17 protein-coding genes are annotated in these 17,023 nt (G+C 60.8%); 4 read left to right on the top strand and 13 right to left on the bottom strand.

Annotation, left to right across the window (positions count from 1 at the left end):
* Positions 1 to 35 precede the first annotated feature (35 nt).
* The 5 genes from secF to queA form a co-directional block, all read right to left on the bottom strand.
* Positions 36 to 1,058 carry a protein translocase subunit SecF gene (gene secF / locus GTP46_RS13520; RefSeq protein WP_161007154.1) on the bottom strand — a complete coding sequence of 341 codons (1,023 nt, stop codon included), beginning with the start codon at positions 1,056 to 1,058 and terminating at the stop codon, positions 36 to 38.
* 15 nt (positions 1,059 to 1,073) lie between these two features.
* Positions 1,074 to 2,939: a protein translocase subunit SecD gene (gene secD / locus GTP46_RS13525; protein WP_161007155.1), complete on the bottom strand. Its 1,866-nt coding sequence runs from the start codon at positions 2,937 to 2,939 to the stop codon at positions 1,074 to 1,076.
* Positions 2,940 to 2,998: 59 nt separating this feature from the next.
* Positions 2,999 to 3,337 (bottom strand): preprotein translocase subunit YajC, encoded by a 339-nt coding sequence (yajC, locus tag GTP46_RS13530; protein ID WP_161007156.1) that lies wholly within the window; start codon positions 3,335 to 3,337, stop codon positions 2,999 to 3,001.
* Positions 3,338 to 3,407: 70 nt separating this feature from the next.
* On the bottom strand, positions 3,408 to 4,547 hold the full coding sequence (gene tgt / locus GTP46_RS13535) for a tRNA guanosine(34) transglycosylase Tgt (protein WP_161007157.1): 1,140 nt from the start codon (positions 4,545 to 4,547) through the stop codon (positions 3,408 to 3,410).
* A gap of 94 nt (positions 4,548 to 4,641) precedes the next feature.
* The gene (gene queA / locus GTP46_RS13540; RefSeq protein ID WP_161007158.1) at positions 4,642 to 5,667 is read right to left on the bottom strand and encodes a tRNA preQ1(34) S-adenosylmethionine ribosyltransferase-isomerase QueA; all 1,026 of its coding nucleotides are present in this window, start codon (positions 5,665 to 5,667) and stop codon (positions 4,642 to 4,644) included.
* A 70-nt stretch (positions 5,668 to 5,737) separates the two neighbouring features.
* On the opposite strand from queA, the gene recG reads away from it, so the two are divergent.
* A complete protein-coding gene (recG, locus tag GTP46_RS13545; RefSeq protein WP_161007159.1) occupies positions 5,738 to 7,804 on the top strand; it encodes an ATP-dependent DNA helicase RecG in 2,067 nt (688 codons plus the stop codon).
* A 112-nt stretch (positions 7,805 to 7,916) separates the two neighbouring features.
* Here the strand turns inward: recG and GTP46_RS13550 are convergent, their stop codons facing one another.
* From GTP46_RS13550 to pyrC, 4 genes are all read right to left on the bottom strand, one after another.
* Positions 7,917 to 9,128, bottom strand: a complete 1,212-nt coding sequence (locus tag GTP46_RS13550) for an MFS transporter (RefSeq protein ID WP_161007160.1) — start codon at positions 9,126 to 9,128, stop codon at positions 7,917 to 7,919.
* Between the two features lie 71 nt (positions 9,129 to 9,199).
* On the bottom strand, positions 9,200 to 10,195 hold the full coding sequence (locus GTP46_RS13555) for a Gfo/Idh/MocA family protein (protein ID WP_161007161.1): 996 nt from the start codon (positions 10,193 to 10,195) through the stop codon (positions 9,200 to 9,202).
* A gap of 57 nt (positions 10,196 to 10,252) precedes the next feature.
* A complete protein-coding gene (locus tag GTP46_RS13560; RefSeq protein ID WP_161007162.1) occupies positions 10,253 to 11,056 on the bottom strand; it encodes a DUF3025 domain-containing protein in 804 nt (267 codons plus the stop codon).
* A 12-nt stretch (positions 11,057 to 11,068) separates the two neighbouring features.
* The gene (pyrC, locus tag GTP46_RS13565) at positions 11,069 to 12,121 is read right to left on the bottom strand and encodes a dihydroorotase (RefSeq protein WP_161007163.1); all 1,053 of its coding nucleotides are present in this window, start codon (positions 12,119 to 12,121) and stop codon (positions 11,069 to 11,071) included.
* Between the two features lie 111 nt (positions 12,122 to 12,232).
* Between pyrC and GTP46_RS29795 the strand changes: the two genes are divergently transcribed.
* Both GTP46_RS29795 and GTP46_RS29800 read left to right on the top strand, forming a co-directional pair.
* A complete protein-coding gene (locus GTP46_RS29795; protein ID WP_229258928.1) occupies positions 12,233 to 12,385 on the top strand; it encodes a type II toxin-antitoxin system Phd/YefM family antitoxin in 153 nt (50 codons plus the stop codon).
* Entirely contained in the window at positions 12,360 to 12,512 is a 153-nt protein-coding gene (locus GTP46_RS29800; protein WP_267877422.1) for a Txe/YoeB family addiction module toxin, read from the top strand. Before GTP46_RS29795 ends, GTP46_RS29800 begins: the two co-directional genes overlap by 26 nt.
* On the opposite strand, the gene GTP46_RS13575 is transcribed toward GTP46_RS29800, so the two are convergent.
* Both GTP46_RS13575 and GTP46_RS13580 read right to left on the bottom strand, forming a co-directional pair.
* Positions 12,513 to 13,961, bottom strand: coding sequence for an amidohydrolase family protein (locus GTP46_RS13575; protein WP_161007164.1), 1,449 nt, complete (start codon positions 13,959 to 13,961; stop codon positions 12,513 to 12,515).
* Positions 13,961 to 14,686: an amino acid ABC transporter ATP-binding protein gene (locus tag GTP46_RS13580; RefSeq protein ID WP_161007165.1), complete on the bottom strand. Its 726-nt coding sequence runs from the start codon at positions 14,684 to 14,686 to the stop codon at positions 13,961 to 13,963. The genes GTP46_RS13575 and GTP46_RS13580 overlap by 1 nt, the downstream gene beginning before the upstream one ends.
* A gap of 196 nt (positions 14,687 to 14,882) precedes the next feature.
* Here GTP46_RS13580 and GTP46_RS13585 point away from each other — a divergent pair, with 196 nt between their 5' ends.
* Positions 14,883 to 16,127 carry a dicarboxylate/amino acid:cation symporter gene (locus GTP46_RS13585; protein WP_161007166.1) on the top strand — a complete coding sequence of 415 codons (1,245 nt, stop codon included), beginning with the start codon at positions 14,883 to 14,885 and terminating at the stop codon, positions 16,125 to 16,127.
* A gap of 205 nt (positions 16,128 to 16,332) precedes the next feature.
* Here GTP46_RS13585 and GTP46_RS13590 read toward each other — a convergent pair whose 3' ends face one another.
* On the bottom strand, positions 16,333 to 16,533 hold the full coding sequence (locus GTP46_RS13590) for a hypothetical protein (RefSeq protein ID WP_161007167.1): 201 nt from the start codon (positions 16,531 to 16,533) through the stop codon (positions 16,333 to 16,335).
* On the bottom strand, positions 16,530 to 16,919 hold the full coding sequence (locus GTP46_RS13595) for a hypothetical protein (protein WP_161007168.1): 390 nt from the start codon (positions 16,917 to 16,919) through the stop codon (positions 16,530 to 16,532). The genes GTP46_RS13590 and GTP46_RS13595 overlap by 4 nt, the downstream gene beginning before the upstream one ends.
* Positions 16,920 to 17,023 lie beyond the last annotated feature (104 nt).

Genomic DNA, 17,023 nt, shown 5'->3' on the forward strand with positions numbered 1-17,023 from the left:
TCCGCGAGGGAGGGATTTTCTGAGGCAACCGAAACTTAAACTACCGCGCCATCGGTTTCGTCTTTTTCCTTGATCGGCTTGATCAAGTCTTCGCGCTTCACGCCCAGCCACATGGCGACGGCGGCAGCCACAAACACCGACGAGTAGATGCCGAAGCAAATACCAATGGTCAGCGCCATGGCGAAGAAGTGCAGCGTTGGGCCGCCCAGGAACAGCATCGACAGCACCATCATCTGCGTGCAGCCGTGGGTAATGATGGTCCGCGAGATGGTCGAGGTAATGGCGTTGTCGATCACTTCATGTACCGACGCCTTGCGCTGCTTGCGGAAGTTTTCGCGGATACGGTCGAAGATAACCACCGACTCATTCACCGAGTAACCGAGTACCGCCAGCACGCCGGCCAGCACGGTCAGCGAGAACTCCCACTGGAAGAACGCGAAGAAGCCGAGGATGATCACGACGTCGTGCAAGTTAGCGACAATCGCCGCCACCGCAAACTTCCACTCGAAGCGGATAGCCAGGTAGATCATCACGCCGATCACCACCATCACCAGTGCATTCAAGCCGTTCTGGGTCAGCTCATCGCCCACCTGCGGACCGACGAACTCCACCTTCTGCAGCGATACCAGCTCGGCATCGCCAGCACCCGCGCACGATTGCTTGACCACGTGCTCGCCCTTGGCGGTCACGGTGTCGATCTGCTTCAGGCTACCGGTTTCAGCTTTGCACAGCGCCTCGAACACCTGCGCCGAGGCCGCGTTCGGGGTGATGCCCTTCACCACTGGCAGACGCAGCATCACGTCATGCGCGGTGCCGAAGCCGGTCGCTTCCGGCTGTTCGTAGCCGATGGTTTCCAGCGTGTGGCGGATCCGTTCCAGGTTGGCCGGCTGCTGGTATTTCAGTTCCATCACGGTGCCGCCGGTGAACTCTACCGACAGATGCAGGCCGCGATGCAACAGGAAGAACACAGCCGCCACGAAGGTCAACGCCGAAATGACGTTGAACACCAGCGCGTGGCGCATGAACGGGATGTCTTTTTTAATGCGGAAAAATTCCATCTTTTCTACCCCTGGTTATTTCTGGCCCGGTACCCAGACGGTACCGATAGCGATCGATTGCAGTTTCTTCTGGCGGCCGTACCAGAGGTTGACCACACCGCGCGAGACAAACACGGCGGAGAACATCGAGGTCAGGATACCCAGCGTGTGCACCACGGCGAAGCCGCGGATCGGACCGGAACCGAACACCCACAGCGCCACACCAACGATCAGGGTGGTGACGTTGGAGTCGATGATGGTGTCCCATGCGTGGCTGAAGCCGTCCGAGATCGCCTGCTTCGGCGTCGCGCCTTTGCGCAGCTCTTCGCGGATACGCTCGTTAATCAGCACGTTGGAGTCAATCGCCATACCCAGCGCCAGCGCAATTGCGGCCATGCCCGGCAGGGTCAGGGTCGCCTGCATCAGCGACAGGATCGCCACCAGCAGCAGCAGGTTGACGGCCAGCGCAAACACGCTGAAGAAGCCGAAGATCATGTAGTACACGATCATGAAGACAGCGATGGCAATGAAGCCGTACAGGGTCGAATGCAGGCCCTTGCTGATGTTCTCGGCGCCCAGTGCTGGGCCGATGGTGCGTTCTTCGATCACTTCCATCGGCGCCGACAGCGCGCCGGAGCGCAGCAGCAGCGCCAGTTCAGCCGAGTTCTCGGCGTTGCCCATGCCGGTGATGCGGAAACCGCTGCCGCCCAGTTCGCTCTGGATGGTGGCTACCGACAGCACTTCCGGCTTGCCTTTTTCAAACAGCACGATGGCCATGCGCTTGCCGACGCGGTCACGCGTCGCTTCGCGGATGCGGCGGCCGCCGTCGCCGCTCAGGTCGATGCTGACGGCTGGCTGGTGGTTTTCGTCGTAGGAAGCGGTCGCGCCGGAGATATGCTCGCCCGACAGCACCACGTCCTTGGTCAGCACCACTGGCACGCCTTTGCCGACGGTGAACAGCTCGGAATTCAGCGGAATCGCCGCCGACAGTTCGGTACCTGGAGTCACCGTATCGTCGACCATGCGCACTTCCAGCGTGGCGGTACGGCCAATCACGGCACGTGCACGCGCCACGTCCTGCACGCCTGGCAGCTGGACCACGATGCGGTCGGCGCCTTGCTGCTGGATCACCGGTTCGGCCACGCCCAGTTCGTTGACGCGTTTGGACAGGGTCGAGATGTTTTGCTTGACGCCTTCATCGACGGTCTGCTTCAGCGCAGCCGGTTTCAGGCTGATCACCGTTTTCAGGTCGCTGCCTTCGCCGGAATCCACAAACAGCAGGTCGCCCAGCTGGCCGGCCAGCACATCCTTGGCTTTCTGGCGGGTCGCCTCGTCGCGGAACTTGATTTCGACGGTGTCGCCGACGCCTTCGATGCCGGCGTGGCGCACATTCTTGTCACGCAGCAGGCTGCGGGCCGCAGTCTGGATACCTTGTACGCGCTTTTTCAGCACGGCTTTGGCGTCCACCTGCATCAGGAAGTGCACACCACCGCGCAAGTCGAGGCCGAGGTACATCGGCAGCGCGTGCAGGCTCTGCATCCATTTCGGGGTGTCTTCCTGCAGGTTCAGGGCGACCAGGTAGGTCGGATCTTCCGGATCGGCGTTCAGGCCTTTTTCCAGCACCGCCTTGGCGTGGAACTGGATGTCCGGGGTGGCGAAGCGCGCACGCACCGAGGCGTAGGTGCCGCTGCCGTCAAAGGTCAGGCCATTGTTGGCGATGCCGGCCTTGGTCAGCACATCGGCCACCTTGGCGGTCATGTCGGAGGTCATCTTGACCGTCGACTTGCCGCTGGTAACCTGCACCGCCGGCGACTGGCCGAAGAAGTTCGGCGCCGTGAACAGCGCGCCCAACAGGATGGCAACGACAATAAGGATATATTTCCAGACTGGATAACGATTCATATAGCTCTAACGTTCCGTGTAGACGTCAAAAGGCCCGCAGCGGGTGCGGGCCGGGGGAATTACACGCTCTTCAGCGTGCCGTTTGGCAGCACCATCGTGATCGAGTTCTTTTGCACCACCAGTTCGGCGCCGCTGGAGATTTCCAGGGTGATGTACAGGTCGGAGATCTTGGTGATCTTGCCCAGTACGCCGCCGGCGGTCACGACTTCATTGCCCTTGGCCAGTGCTTCCATCATGGCTTTTTGTTCCTTGGCGCGCTTCTGCTGAGGACGGATCATCAGGAAGTACATCGCCACGAACATCAGAATCAGGAAACCATACTGGCCCAGGAAGCCACCGCCGCCGCCGAGGGCTTCGAGTGGGTTGGATTGGGCATATGCATTGGAAATAAAGAACACAGTGACTCCGATATCTATAGTTTAAAAAGCAGCGCTGTATTCTAGCACTGGCCGCGCGGCGTTAGGACTTTTACACCCCTCGCGCACGATCGGCGTGGAATTGCTGGACCCAGGCCGGGAAACGGTCCGCATCCAGGGCATCGCGCATCTGCTGCATGATGTCCAGGTAGTAGTGCAGATTGTGGATGGTATTCAGGCGCGCACCGAGGATTTCCTGGGTACGGTTCAGGTGGTGCAGGTAGGCGCGCGAGAAGTTTTTGCAGGCGTAGCAGGAGCAGGTGCTGTCGTACGGCTCCTTGTCATCCTTGTAACGGGCGTTCTTGATCTTGACGTCGCCGAAGCGGGTGAAGATCCAGCCGTTACGGGCATTCCGGGTCGGCATCACGCAGTCGAACATGTCGACGCCGTTGGACACGCCAGCCACCAAGTCTTCCGGCGTGCCGACGCCCATCAGGTAGTGCGGCTTGTTGGCCGGCAGTTTCGGGCCAATGTGTTGCATGATGCGCATCATGTCTTCTTTTGGCTCGCCGACCGACAGGCCGCCGATGGCCAGGCCCGGGAAGTCGATCTTTTCCAAGCCTTCCAGCGATTCATCGCGCAGCTTCTCGAACATGCCGCCCTGGACGATGCCGAACAGCGCGTTCGGGTTCTCGCCACGGTGGAATTCGTCGTGCGAGCGCTGCGCCCAGCGCAGCGACATGCGCATCGACTTGGCCGCCTCGTCCAGCGTGGCCGGACGGTTGTCGATTTCGTAAGGGGTGCATTCGTCGAACTGCATCACGATGTCCGAATTCAGCACGCGCTGGATCTGCATCGAGATTTCTGGCGACAGGAACAGCTTGTCACCATTGATTGGCGAGTTGAAGTGCACGCCCTCTTCCGTGATCTTGCGCATCGCGCCCAGCGAGAACACCTGGAAGCCGCCCGAGTCGGTCAGAATCGGCTTGTCCCAGCCCATGAAGTCATGCAGGCCGCCGAACTTGGCCATCACGTCATTACCCGGGCGCAGCCACAGGTGGAAGGTGTTACCCAGAATGATCTGGGCGCCGATTTCCTTCAGCTCCAGCGGCGACATGGCCTTGACCGAGCCGTAGGTGCCGACCGGCATAAAGATCGGCGTTTGCACCACGCCGTGGTTCAGCTTGACCTCGCCACGACGGGCATTGGTCACGCCGGTGGTGTCGGTTTTGTGCAGTTTAAATTCCAACATATTTCGTCCTTTTTGTTACCGCCGTCGTTCCCGCGCAGGCGGGAACCCATACTCAGCATGGGTCCCCGCGTTCGCGAGGACGACGGTGCGGCGGTTAAGCTCGTTGTTCCGTGGTCAGCAGCATGGCGTCGCCGTAGCTGAAGAAGCGGTATTCATAGTCGATCGCGTGCGCGTACGCCTTGCGGATCTCTTCAAAACCGGCGAAGGCCGACACCAGCATCAGCAGGGTCGACTTAGGCAGGTGGAAATTGGTGATCAGACGGGTCACCGTCTTGAACTTGTAGCCCGGCGTGATGAACAGCGCGGTATCGGCGCTGCCGGCTTCCAGCTGACCGCTCTGCGAGGCCGATTCCAGCGCGCGCAGCGAGGTCGTACCCACTGCCACCACATCGCGGCCAGCCGCACGCGCGGCGCGCACTGCGTCCACGGTCTCTTGCGGCATGGTGTACCACTCGGTATGCATCTGGTGCTCGGACAGGTTCTCGTTACGCACCGGCTGGAAGGTGCCCGCGCCCACGTGCAGCGTGACGTAGGCGAAGTTGACGCCCTTGGCTTTCAGCTTTTCCAGCAGCGCTTCGTCGAAGTGCAGGCCGGCGGTCGGCGCGGCGACGGCGCCCGGCACCTTGTTGAACACGGTCTGGTAGCGGTTTTCGTCGAACGAATCGGCATCGTGCTCGATGTACGGTGGCAGCGGCAGGCGGCCGTGGGCTTCGATCAGGTCGAATACGTCGGCATCGAAATGCAACGTGAAGAATTCACCGGCACGCTCGCCGACGGTGACATCGAAAGCATCGGCCAGACGCATCTTGGTGCCGGCCAGCGGCGAACGCGAGGCGCGCACCTGCGCCAGCACGGTGCGGTTATCCAGCACGCGCTCGACCAGGGCTTCCACCTTGCCGCCGCTCTCCTTGGTACCGAAGAAACGGGCTTTCAGCACGCGGGTGTTGTTCATCACCAGCAGGTCGCCCGCCTGCAGCAGGCCGACGATATCGGCGAACTGGCGGTCAATAATCTGCTCACCGTCCAGGTGCAGCAGACGGGAGGCGCTGCGGTCTGGCAGCGGAAATTGCGCAATACGCTCTTGCGGCAAGTTAAAATCGAAATCGGAAAGCGAATACATGTGAGGACTCTGTTAACAAAATTACGGTAGGCCTTACAATACTGGCGGCCAACCCTCTATTTTACGCCATATGCCTGTTTCACCCCCGAAAACTGCTAAAAAAACCGTCAGCGCAGAAGCCAAACTGGCCAAACTGGGCCTGCACACGGACATGGACCTGGTGCTGCACCTGCCCATGCGCTATGAGGACGAGACACAGGTCATCACCATCGAGGAAGCCCGTCTGCACGGCGGCGACACTTCCCAAGTTGAAGGCATAGTTGTAAAAAACGAGATCGCTTTCAAGCCCCGGCGCCAACTTTTAGTCCATATCAGCGACGGCACCGGCGATTTGCAGCTGCGTTTCATGAATTTCTACGGCAGCCAGGTCAAGCAACTGGCCGAGGGCACGCGGGTGCGCGCGCGCGGCGAATTGAAGCACGGCTTCTTTGGCGCGGAGATGGTGCACCCGGCTTACAAGGTGGTGAACGAGGGTGCGCCGCTGCCGACTTCTTTAACGCCGGTCTATCCGTCCGGCGAAGGCCTGTCGCAGCCGGTGCTGCGCAAAGCGATTGGCGAAGCGATGAAGCGCGTCGACTGGACCGACACCCTGCCGCCCTCCCTGCGCGCCGAGTTGCAGCTGTCGGATCTTGAGCCGGCCGTGAAGCTGCTGCACTACCCGCCGCAGCAAGTGGACGAACACGCGCTGCTGGACCGCTCACATCCCGCCTGGACGCGCGTGAAGTTCGATGAACTGCTGGCGCAACAGCTGTCGCTGAAACGCGCCCAGCGCGCGCGCCGCGCCAAAGGCTCGCCTCCGCTGACCAAGGTCGGCGCGTTGTCGCGCGACCTGCAAGCAGTGCTGCCCTTCAAACTAACCGGCGCGCAGCAGCGCGTGCTGACCGAGATCAGCGCCGACCTGCGCCAGCCGTATCCCATGCAACGCCTGCTGCAAGGCGACGTAGGCAGCGGCAAGACCGTGGTGTCGGCGCTCGCCGCCGCGCAAGCGATCGACAGTGGCTATCAGGCCGCGCTGATGGCGCCGACCGAAATCCTCGCCGAACAGCACTTCCGCAAAATCGCCGCATGGATGGAACCCTTGGGCGTGAAGGTCGCATGGCTGACCGGCAGCTTGAAGAAAAAAGAAAAGCAGGCCGCCTACGACATGATCGAATCCGGCGAGGCGCGCCTCGTGGTGGGCACGCACGCGCTGCTGCAAGAGGTAGTGACGTTCTCGAATCTCGGCTTGTCCATCGTCGACGAGCAGCACCGCTTCGGCGTCGGCCAGCGCCTGACCTTGCGCAACAAGGGCAATGAAGGCGCAGTGCCGCACCAGTTGATGATGTCGGCCACGCCGATCCCGCGCACACTGGCCATGACTTACTACGCCGACCTGGAAGTGTCGGTAATTGATGAACTGCCGCCGGGCCGCAGTCCTATCGTCACGCGCGCCATCGACCAGAATCGCCGCGACGAAGTGATCGAGCGTGTACACGCCGCCGCGCAGGAGGGCCGCCAGATTTACTGGGTCTGCCCGCTGATCGAAGAATCGGAAGCACTGCAACTGCAAACCGCCACCGACACCCACGCCCTGCTGGCAGAAGCCCTGCCGGACCTGAACGTAGGACTGGTGCACGGCCGCATGAAGCCCGCAGAAAAGCAAGTCGTAATGGATGCGTTCACTGCCAACGAAATGCACGTGTTGGTCGCCACCACCGTGATCGAGGTTGGCGTCGATGTGCCGAATGCCTCGCTGATGGTGATCGAACATGCGGAACGATTCGGCCTGTCGCAACTGCACCAGCTGCGTGGACGCGTGGGCCGGGGATCGGCGGCGTCGGTGTGCTTGCTGCTGTATCAAAGCCCGTTAGGCCAAATCGCCAAGCAGCGCCTGATGACCATGCGCGAAACCACGGACGGTTTTGAAATCGCCCGCCGCGATCTGGAAATCCGCGGCCCCGGCGAATTCCTCGGCGCGCGCCAATCGGGTCAAGCGATGCTGCGCTTCGCTGATCTTGAAACCGACGCCTGGCTAGTCGACCAAGCGCGCGATGTCGCCCACGACCTGCTGCACGCAAACACACCAGAAAAAGCCGCCACCGTGGAAGCCCACCTGGCCCGCTGGCTAGGCGGCCGCGAAGAATTCCTCAAGGTTTAAAAGCATAGCCAGATCCGGTTCGCCAGATCCACCACAAAGTCCGGCTGCAAATACGCAGCGAACACCAGCGCCAGCACAATGGCGAAGGCGCCGCGTAGCAGCCAGGTTTTCATCATGCGGCCTGCGTGCGCGCCAGTGGGCGCTCGTTGATGGGCAGGTTAATCAGGCCGGACATGACGCCCAGCGCAATCGCAATCCCCCACACCATGTTGTAGCTACCCTGCGTCGAGTACAGATAGCCGCCCAGCCACACCCCGAGGAAGCTACCTAGCTGGTGCGAGAAGAACACTATCCCTGCCAGCATCGACATGTGCTTCACTCCGAACACGCCGGCGATGATGCCATTGGTGAGCGGCACCGTGGAGAGCCACAACACGCCCATCGCCGCGGCAAACAGATACACCGACATTGGCGCCAAAGGCGCCAGCAAGAACAGCGAAATCACTACGGAACGCGAGAAGTAAATCGTCGACAGCAGGTAGCGTTTAGGGAAGCGGCCACCAAGCTTGCCCGCGTAGTAGGAACCAAAAATATTGAACAAGCCAATCAGCGCCAGCGCCAGCACCGCAACGCTAGGATTGCCGATGCCCTGGTCGCGCAGGTAGGCCGGCAAGTGCACACCGATAAACACCACCTGGAAACCGCACACAAAATAGCCCGCGACCAGGAACAGGAAGGAGCGATTACCCAGCGCCTCGCTAGCCGCCTCACGGATGCTTTGTTGCGGGCCGTGTGCATGCTCCACCGCCGGCTCGCGCAGGTAGAAAGCCATCGGCACCATCAGCAGCACCAGCAACGCGCCCAGTATGTAAAAGGCGTTCTGCCAGCCGACTGCGGAAATCAATTGCTGCTCAATCGGCATCATCATGAACTGGCCAAAGGAACTGGCCGCGCCCGAAATACCAAACGCCCACGAACGCTTTTCCGGCGGCGCCACGCGGCCGATGATGCCGCTCACCGCGCCAAACGCAGTGCACGCAAGACCAAGGCCGATGAATACGCCGGAGCCCAGCACGAATAAGGTTGGATGCGTGATGGTCGCCATCCACACCAGTCCAAGCATGTAGGAGATTGCGCCCACCAGTACCACGCGCATGGTGCCAAAACGGTCGGCCGCCATGCCGGCGAACGGGCCGAATGCGCCCCACATCAGGTTTTGCATGGCCTGCGCCAGCGAGTAAGTCTCGCGCGTCCAACCGTTGGCTTGGGAGATCGGCTGCATCCAGAAGCCGAAGCCGTGGCGTACGCCCATCGCCAGCGTCAGGACGACGCCGGTGGCGAGCAGCACGTTTTTGAGGGTCAGTGTGCGGTCTGCGGTGAACATGGTTTCTCCCCTGTTATTCATTTCGTATCGGGAGATTGTAACCAGTTCGCGCCGACCGCGCTTGCGGCCTTTTATGCGTCGGCCGGATAGCGCAGGCCGATCTGCGCGCGGATCTCGTCCAGGGCGCCCATGATGGCCAGCGTTTCTGCGTGCGGCATTACCGGGCTTTCAATCAGGCCAGCGCGCAGGCAGCGGCCCACTTCCTGCGCTTCGTGGGTGTAGCCGTTGCCGCTTTTCGGCAGCGTGATGGTGCGCTCGCTGCGCGAGGCACCGTCCACCAGCGTGACGGTGAAGCTGTCGGTGTTGTGGAAGCGGTCGTGCAGGCGCACAAAGCCCTTCTCACCCGAGATGGTCAACTCGGTCGGCGTGCGCGAACGCAGGCTGCAAGCGCACGACGACACGCCGCCGCCTTCATGCGACAGCGTGACCGCGGTTTGCATATCGACGCCGGTAGCCGTCATCTCCGCCTGCGCTTTCACGCCGGTGACGCCGCCGAGGAAGAACGACGACATCGACAGCGGGTAGATGCCTAGGTCCAGCAGCGCACCTCCGCCCAGCTCCGGCGCGAACAAACGGTGCTCGGGACCAGCGTCCGACGTGAAACCGAAATCGGCGCTGACATGCGCTGGCTTGCCGATCTCGCCGCTATCGACAATGCGCTTGGCTTCCACGATGGCCGGCATGAAGCGCGTCCACATCGCCTCCATCACGAACAGTTTTTTGGTGCGGGCCAGGTTGATAATGTCCTCGGCCTGACGGCGGTTCATGGTGAACGACTTCTCCACCAGCACCGCCTTGCCGCCGTTGAGGCACATCAGCGCGTTCTCGTGGTGCATCGGGTGCGGCGTGGCGATGTAGATCACGTCCACGCCCGCATCATCGGCCAGCGCCTGGTAGCTGCCGTGGAAACGCTCAGCGCCGTATTGCTGGCCGAACGTGGTAGCGCTATCTACAGAGCGCGAAGCAACGGCCACCAGTTTGGCGTCAGGCGTGTCCTGCAAAGCAATGGCGAAGGCCTTGGCGATTTTGCCGGTGCCCAGAATACCCCAGCGAATTGGCTGCGTCATGGCGTGATCTTTCTGCCGCGTGGCGGCATCATGTTGGTTGAAATCGGAACGGCTATTTTACTGCGCTTGCGCGGCGTTTGCGCGCTTGGCACGGAACACGGTGGCGTCGGCGTAGAAGGCCTCGTCCTGATCCGGCCACCAGCCCGGCACGCCCAGCGCCTGCATCGGCGTGAAGCCGGCGGTGCTCAGGCCATCGTCGGCCAGCTGCTGCGCGACGGTGGCATCGATCCATGCGCGGCGCGCGGCGTGATCCAGTGTGAAGAATTCTGCACCGGCCAGCACGATGCGCGTGTGTGCGGTCATGGCCTTACGCGGTGCGACCAGTTTTTCCATTAGCGCGTGGCCGAACAGCCAGGCCTGCGCCTCCACGCCCCACTGCGCGCGGCGTTCAACGAAGGCTTCGTGCCAGCGATGCTCGTGCAGCGCATCAATCAGCGCATGGCCTGCTACGTTATCGCGCACGATCAGCAGCGCAGCGTTTTCGTCGAAGATGGTGGCGCCATCACGCGCAGGACCGCGCGATTTGCCGACGCCATCAAGCGCAATCTGCGCTGCCTGCAAAGCGTTCAGCTGGACTTTGATACGCGGGAAGGTCAGCCACACAAGGCCGTTGAAGAAGTCGTGCAGGTTGTCGCGCGTGGGCACACAACCGGTGGCGCCGATGTGCTGTTCGTAGGCAGTGCCGTCCGGCAGATCTTCCTGCTGCACGAAGGAGATCGGGCAGTCGAGGTGATTGCGCAGGCCCAGTGTGGCGGCCTGCTTGCTGAATTCATCGCGGAAGTGCGCGTCTTTCGACAAAAGGCTGGCCGCGTCGCGTACCGATTCGTACCACGGTTGCGACCAGTCGATTGTGTCCAGCACTTCCAACACTAATTACACCATTTTCCAGTTGATGGTTTCGCCGGCGTTGAGCGGGATCACTTGCTGGTCTGCCAGCGGCAGGGCTTCGGGCAGCGTCCATTGTTCGCGCTTCAGCGTGATCTTGCCTTCATTGACCGGCAGGTTGTAGAAGGCCGGGCCGTTCAGGGAAGCGAAGGCTTCCAGCTTGTCCAGCGCACCGGCGCGTTCGAAGGCTTCGGCGTACAGCTCCATCGCGTGCAGCGCGGTGTAGCAACCGGCGCAACCGCAGGCAGCTTCTTTCGCGCCTTGCGCGTGCGGCGCCGAGTCGGTGCCGAGGAAGAAGCGCTCATCGCCGCTGGTCGCTGCGGTCACCAGTGCGAGACGGTGCTCTTCGCGCTTCAGCACCGGCAGGCAGTAGTAGTGAGGGCGAATGCCGCCTTTGAAGATATCGTTACGGTTGTACAGCAGGTGATGCGCGGTGATGGTCGCGGCGATCGGGCCTTCAGCTTCTGCCACGTACTGCGCGGCGTGCTTGGTGGTGATGTGTTCAAACACGATATTCAGTGCCGGGAAATCGCGGCGCAGCGGGCGCATCACGCGCTCGATGAACACTGCTTCGCGGTCGAACAGGTCGATGTCCTGGTCAGTGACTTCGCCGTGGACCAGAAACGGCATGCCCAGTTCCTGCATCTTCTCCAGCGCTTTGTAGCAGTTGGACAGGTCGGTGACGCCGGCGTCCGAGTTGGTCGTCGCGCCGGCCGGGTACAGCTTCACCGCATGCACGATGCCGCTTTCCTGCGCGCGCACGATTTCGTCCGGCTGGGTGTTGTTGGTGAGGTAGAGCGTCATCAACGGCTCGAAGTCCATGCCCTGCGGCAGCGCCGCCAAAATGCGTTCGCGATAAGCGACAGCGGCAGCGGTGGTAGTGACCGGAGGTTTCAAATTCGGCATCACGATCGCGCGGGCGAACTGGCGGGCGCTGTGCGGCAGCACACTGGCCAGCGTCGCGCCATCGCGCAAATGCAGGTGCCAATCGTCTGGGCGGGTGATGGTGATGCTGGATGGAGTTTGAACGAGGTCGGACATGGCAGCGGGCTCTCAAAAGACGAATAGCCGATATTTTACCTCGTTGCGCCAGTCGCTTGACGGTACGTACGCATAAGCGTACGTTCGACCCACCTATCCCGGGGAGCAGTCATGGACACCATCTCCGTCACAATTACCGGCAAACGCAATAACGCCGTGCTGGTCTCCGCCGAAGATTGGGCTGCCATACAGGAAACCCTGTATTTGCTCTCGGTACCAGGTATGCGCGAATCGATCATTGCTGCCCACGCGGCCACCGTTTGAAAAACTGGTCGGTGACTTGGCGGGCACCTACTCGCGCAGGATCAACATTCATCACCGGTTAGTCTACGAAGTTTTTCCGGATCAGAAAATTGTGCGCATCCTGCGCATGTGGACACATTACGACTAGTTACGGCGCCGTAGTTTTCGCTGCCCAGGCCTTGGTGTCGGCCAGGATTTTGTCGAGGCGGGCGCGGTCGTAGAGGTTGCCGTGGCTAATCACAGTGCGGATCTTGCGCGTGGCGCTGATGTCTTGCAGCGGATTCGCATCCAACACCAGCACGTCAGCCGCCTTGCCGGCTTCCAGCGCGCCGTAGTGATCCAGCTTACCGAGGAAGCGCGGGCCGTTGATGACGGCGGATTGCAGCGCCTGCGCCGGCGTCAGGCCATAGTTCACGTACAGGCCAATTTCATCATGCAGCGCCTGCCCCGGATAGTCATACGAGTTCAGGAAGCCCGCATCGGTGCCGGCGATGATGCTCACGCCTTCCTGCTGCAAGATCGGCAGCAGCGACGCCGATTTCTCAAACACCGCCTTGCGCTGCGCAATCGCCGTTGCATCGTCCTGCGCCGCGCGCTGCACGCGCCAGTCGTAGGTGGCGCGCAGGCCGGCACCGATGTACTGCAAGGCTTCGTCATGCGCATGGTCGTCATGATCCAGATACGCCACTACGCGCGACACCGACAAAGTCGGCACCACCGCCGTGCCCTTGGATGCCATGTAACGGAACGACGAACGCGCCGTCGCTTCATCGTAGCTGTCCAGGCTTTGCTTGACCGCTTCCTTGCTAGTGATCTTGCCGGCGGCGACTTGCGCGGTCAGCTCTTCCTCACGCGGCGTGGAGGCGCGCAGCAGGTAAGACTGGTGCTCCACCGTACCCAGGCCTGCGTCGAACATGGTCTTCAGGGTCAGCTGCACCGGGATATGGCCCGAGGTGCGCATGCCGCGCTCCTTGGCCTGGCGCAGCGCTTCCAGGTAAATCTCCGGCTTCAGGGTGTTTTCGGTGATCTTCACGAAATCCACCTTCTGGCTTTGCAGCTTGTCCAGCGCGCGGCTGACTTCTTCCGGCGTGCCGACTTCAATCGTGCCCTTCCACAGCGGCTTGTAGCCTTCCAGCTTGGCGGCCGAGGTGAAGATGGTCGGACCTTCCAGCTTGCGCTGGTTGACCTCATCGCGCCACTGCAAGACGGTATCCGGCAAATCGCCCGAGCAATCACGCACGGCGGTGATGCCGTACGCCAGATACAACTGCAGCAAATGCTTGTTCTCGTCGATCAGCGCAGGGCCGCCGCCGAAGTGCACGTGCGTATCCCACAGGCCCGGCATCACATACTTGCCCGGCAAGCTGATGGTCTTCTTGGCCGCATAGTTGACCAGCTGCTTGTCGTCCACCACCGCCAGAATGGTGTCGCCCTTTAACACCACCGACTTGCCTTTGACCGCCTTGCCGCCGGCAACGTCGATCAGGGTAGCCTTGGTCAGCACCAGATCGGCCGCGATTTTATCCGCTGCATGAGCCGCGCTCAGCAGTCCCAGCGCCAGCATCGCGCCACTTAGTTGCTTAAAGGAAATGTTCATCAGTGAATTATACGGGCTAAAAAGTCGCGTGCACGTTCCGTTTGTGGGGCGCGGAAAAATTCGTCCTTGGCAGTGTCTTCCAGGATAACGCCGTGGTCCATGAACACCACCCGGTTAGCCACCTTGCGCGCAAAGCCCATCTCGTGGGTGACCACCATCATGGTCATGCCCTCCTGCGCCAGGCCAACCATGACATCCAGCACCTCGTTAATCATTTCCGGGTCCAGTGCCGAGGTGGGCTCGTCAAACAGCATGGCGATCGGGTCCATCGCCAGCGCGCGGGCGATCGCCACCCGCTGCTGCTGGCCGCCGGACAGCTGGGCCGGGAACTTGTCCTGGTGCGCCAGCAGGCCGACGCGGTCCAGATAATGCAGACCGCGCTCGACCGCCTCTTCCTTGCTGCGGCCCAGCACCTTGATCTGGCCCAGCGTCAGGTTGTCGCGCACCGATAAATGGGGGAACAGCTCGAAATTCTGGAACACCATGCCTATGCGCGCCCGCAGCGCCGGCAAATCCGTGTCCTTGGCGCCGACCGAGGTACCGTCGACCGAAATTTGCCCCTGCTGGAACGGTTCCAGCCCGTTGACGGTCTTAATCAACGTGGACTTGCCGGAACCGGACGGCCCGCAAATCACCATCACATCGCCTTTTTCGACCCGGGTGCTGCAGTCTTTCAGCACCTGGAACTGGCCATACCACTTGCTGATATTTTTGATTTCGATCATAAGAAAAGAGATTATTTTGCAGGCAGTCACGCGCTTGACAGCGCCCCTGCCCACAAGGATACTGCGGAACTTGCCAATAGTTTCAGCAGCCGGCGCACCCAAAACCGGCTGTCGCCACCACGAAGAAGACCGCAGCGGCGGCTACCCTGCCCGCTGTGCAGGCTCAAAGAGACACTACCACAGGAATCCCAAAAATATGAACAAACAAAGCCGATTGACCACGTACATCCTGATTGGACTGGCGCTAGGTATCGTCACTGGCTACTTCGCCAACAGCAATCTGGCCAATCCGACCGGCTTTGCCGACACGATGGCGCTGATCACCACCCTGTTCCTGCGCCTGATCAAGATGATTATCGCGCCACTGGTGTTCTCCACGCTGGTGTGCGGCATTGCCAAGATGGGCGATGCTTCCGCCGTCGGCCGCGTTGGCGTCAAGACGCTGGGCTGGTTCTTCATCGCTTCGTTGATGTCGCTGAGCCTGGGCCTGGTGCTGGTCAACCTGTTCCGTCCGGGCGACGCGCTGCTGGGCCACATGGCTGCCACCGCCGCCAAGGCCGATCTGGCCACCTCCAGCCTGACGCTGAAAGACTTCGTCACCCACCTGGTGCCGTCCTCCATCGTCGACGGCATGGCCAAGAATGAAATCCTGCAGATCGTGATCTTCTCGCTGTTCTTCGGCTCGGCCGCAGCAGCGGTAGGCCAGAAAGCCAACGCGCTGATCGAAGCGCTGGACGGCGTGGCGCACGTAATGCTGAAGGTCACCGGCTACGTGATGAAGTTCGCACCGTTTGCCGTGTTTGCAGCGGTCGCCGGCACCATCGCCAAAAGCGGCCTGGGTGTGTTGTCGACCTATGGCGTATTCATGGCCGAGTTCTACTTCGGCATCGCGCTGCTGTGGGCGCTGCTGATCTTCATCGGCTTCCTGTTCCTGAAAGGCCGCGTGTTCGCGCTGATGAAAGAGATGCGCAGCCCGGCGCTGCTGGCCTTCTCGACCGCGTCGAGCGAAGCGGCCTATCCGAAAACGCTGGAAGGCCTGGAGCGTTTCGGCGTGCGTAATCGTATTGCCTCGTTCGTGCTGCCGATTGGCTACTCGTTCAACCTCGATGGCTCGATGATGTACTGCACCTTCGCCACCGTGTTCATCGCGCAAGCCTACGGCATTGAAATGACGCTGGGCCAGCAGATGACCATGATGATGGTGTTGATGCTGACCTCGAAAGGCATGGCCGGCGTGCCGCGCGCCTCGCTGGTGGTGATCGCAGCGACGCTGGGTCAGTTCAACATTCCGGAAGCCGGCATGCTGCTATTGCTAGGCATCGACCACTTCCTCGACATGGCGCGCTCCGCGACCAACGTCATCGGCAACGGCATCGCCACCGCCGTCGTCGCCAAGTGGGAAGGCGAGATGGATCCGCCGAAGACTGCCGAAGTGGCTTAAGCCTCAAACAAAAACGCCACCTGCACGGTGGCGTTTTTTTGCGGGGTACGGTCAACGAAAGATCGCTAGCCTCAAACAGGTTTGCTCTCGTTAGTCCCCCAAAACGAAAGGGTCTGACCCCGTACGGGGTCAGACCCTGGCCGCAGCGGTGTGCGGGTTGGGGTAGTGCCGCGAATTTCTAAAGCAACAAACAGCGTCAAACCCGCTACAACCAAGTCCGCTTTCCTTCCGGCTTAGCCCCCATCTCCCGCAACCTGCGACGCAAGCGGGCGTTGTCGACGAGCGCTCCAATCATAGTAATCAGTATGATGATGTTGAGCGCGTCACTACCAAAGAACCTGAAGAACAAAGCTGCGCCACCCGCGCACAGCAGCCCAGTAATCAGTAACGCCAGGTTATCTTTCACTTTTTCCTCCGCTTGTAAATCTCAGGGTGATGCATCAGGACTGATGGTAGCCAAGGACGATGTAAGTGATTCATCTGAGCGTTGAGCAAAACATCAGCAATCGAAGTGCCTCCAGCTAACGTACGCCCTGTCGCTACAGCAATGCTACCTATCACCGCGCCTACATAATACGAAGCGCTCATCGCCCAGATCGTTGCTAGTTTTTCGCCGCGTATTCCCGCTCCGATCATCTCCCTGACAGTCACCTTCTTTCCAAATTTCTCCACATATCCAACCAATGTCATGGCAGAGCCAATAGCGAGTTGAGCATTGCCATACAGGCTTTCCGGAGCGGGCAGTCCCAACGCTTCCATATTCTCTTTGAAGTATTTGTAAAAGTCCGACATAAATCCTCCGATGTGAAAGGTGTCATCGAAGGGTAGTCCGCAAAATCATGATGCGCTTTGCGGCGGGTCATGGCAAGCAAGCGGGACGATTGCGCGGAATTGTT

The sequence above is a fragment of the Duganella flavida genome (assembly GCF_009857445.1).
In the GTDB taxonomy this organism is placed as follows: domain Bacteria; phylum Pseudomonadota; class Gammaproteobacteria; order Burkholderiales; family Burkholderiaceae_D; genus Rugamonas; species Rugamonas flavida.

Bases quoted from the DNA above. Each gene is read 5' to 3' on its own strand.
- tgt (WP_161007157.1), bottom strand. From the start codon at position 4,547: ATGTTGGAATTTAAACTGCACAAAACCGACACCACCGGCGTGACCAAT.
- secD (WP_161007155.1), bottom strand. From the start codon at position 2,939: ATGAATCGTTATCCAGTCTGGAAATATATCCTTATTGTCGTTGCCATC.
- queA (WP_161007158.1), bottom strand. From the start codon at position 5,667: ATGTATTCGCTTTCCGATTTCGATTTTAACTTGCCGCAAGAGCGTATT.
- GTP46_RS13555 (WP_161007161.1), bottom strand. From the start codon at position 10,195: ATGACGCAGCCAATTCGCTGGGGTATTCTGGGCACCGGCAAAATCGCC.
- GTP46_RS29795 (WP_229258928.1), top strand. From the start codon at position 12,233: ATGGACACCATCTCCGTCACAATTACCGGCAAACGCAATAACGCCGTG.
- GTP46_RS13550 (WP_161007160.1), bottom strand. From the start codon at position 9,128: ATGTTCACCGCAGACCGCACACTGACCCTCAAAAACGTGCTGCTCGCC.
- secF (WP_161007154.1), bottom strand. From the start codon at position 1,058: ATGGAATTTTTCCGCATTAAAAAAGACATCCCGTTCATGCGCCACGCG.
- GTP46_RS13585 (WP_161007166.1), top strand. From the start codon at position 14,883: ATGAACAAACAAAGCCGATTGACCACGTACATCCTGATTGGACTGGCG.
- GTP46_RS13580 (WP_161007165.1), bottom strand. From the start codon at position 14,686: ATGATCGAAATCAAAAATATCAGCAAGTGGTATGGCCAGTTCCAGGTG.
- recG (WP_161007159.1), top strand. From the start codon at position 5,738: ATGCCTGTTTCACCCCCGAAAACTGCTAAAAAAACCGTCAGCGCAGAA.
- pyrC (WP_161007163.1), bottom strand. From the start codon at position 12,121: ATGTCCGACCTCGTTCAAACTCCATCCAGCATCACCATCACCCGCCCA.
- GTP46_RS13595 (WP_161007168.1), bottom strand. From the start codon at position 16,919: ATGTCGGACTTTTACAAATACTTCAAAGAGAATATGGAAGCGTTGGGA.
- GTP46_RS13575 (WP_161007164.1), bottom strand. From the start codon at position 13,961: ATGAACATTTCCTTTAAGCAACTAAGTGGCGCGATGCTGGCGCTGGGA.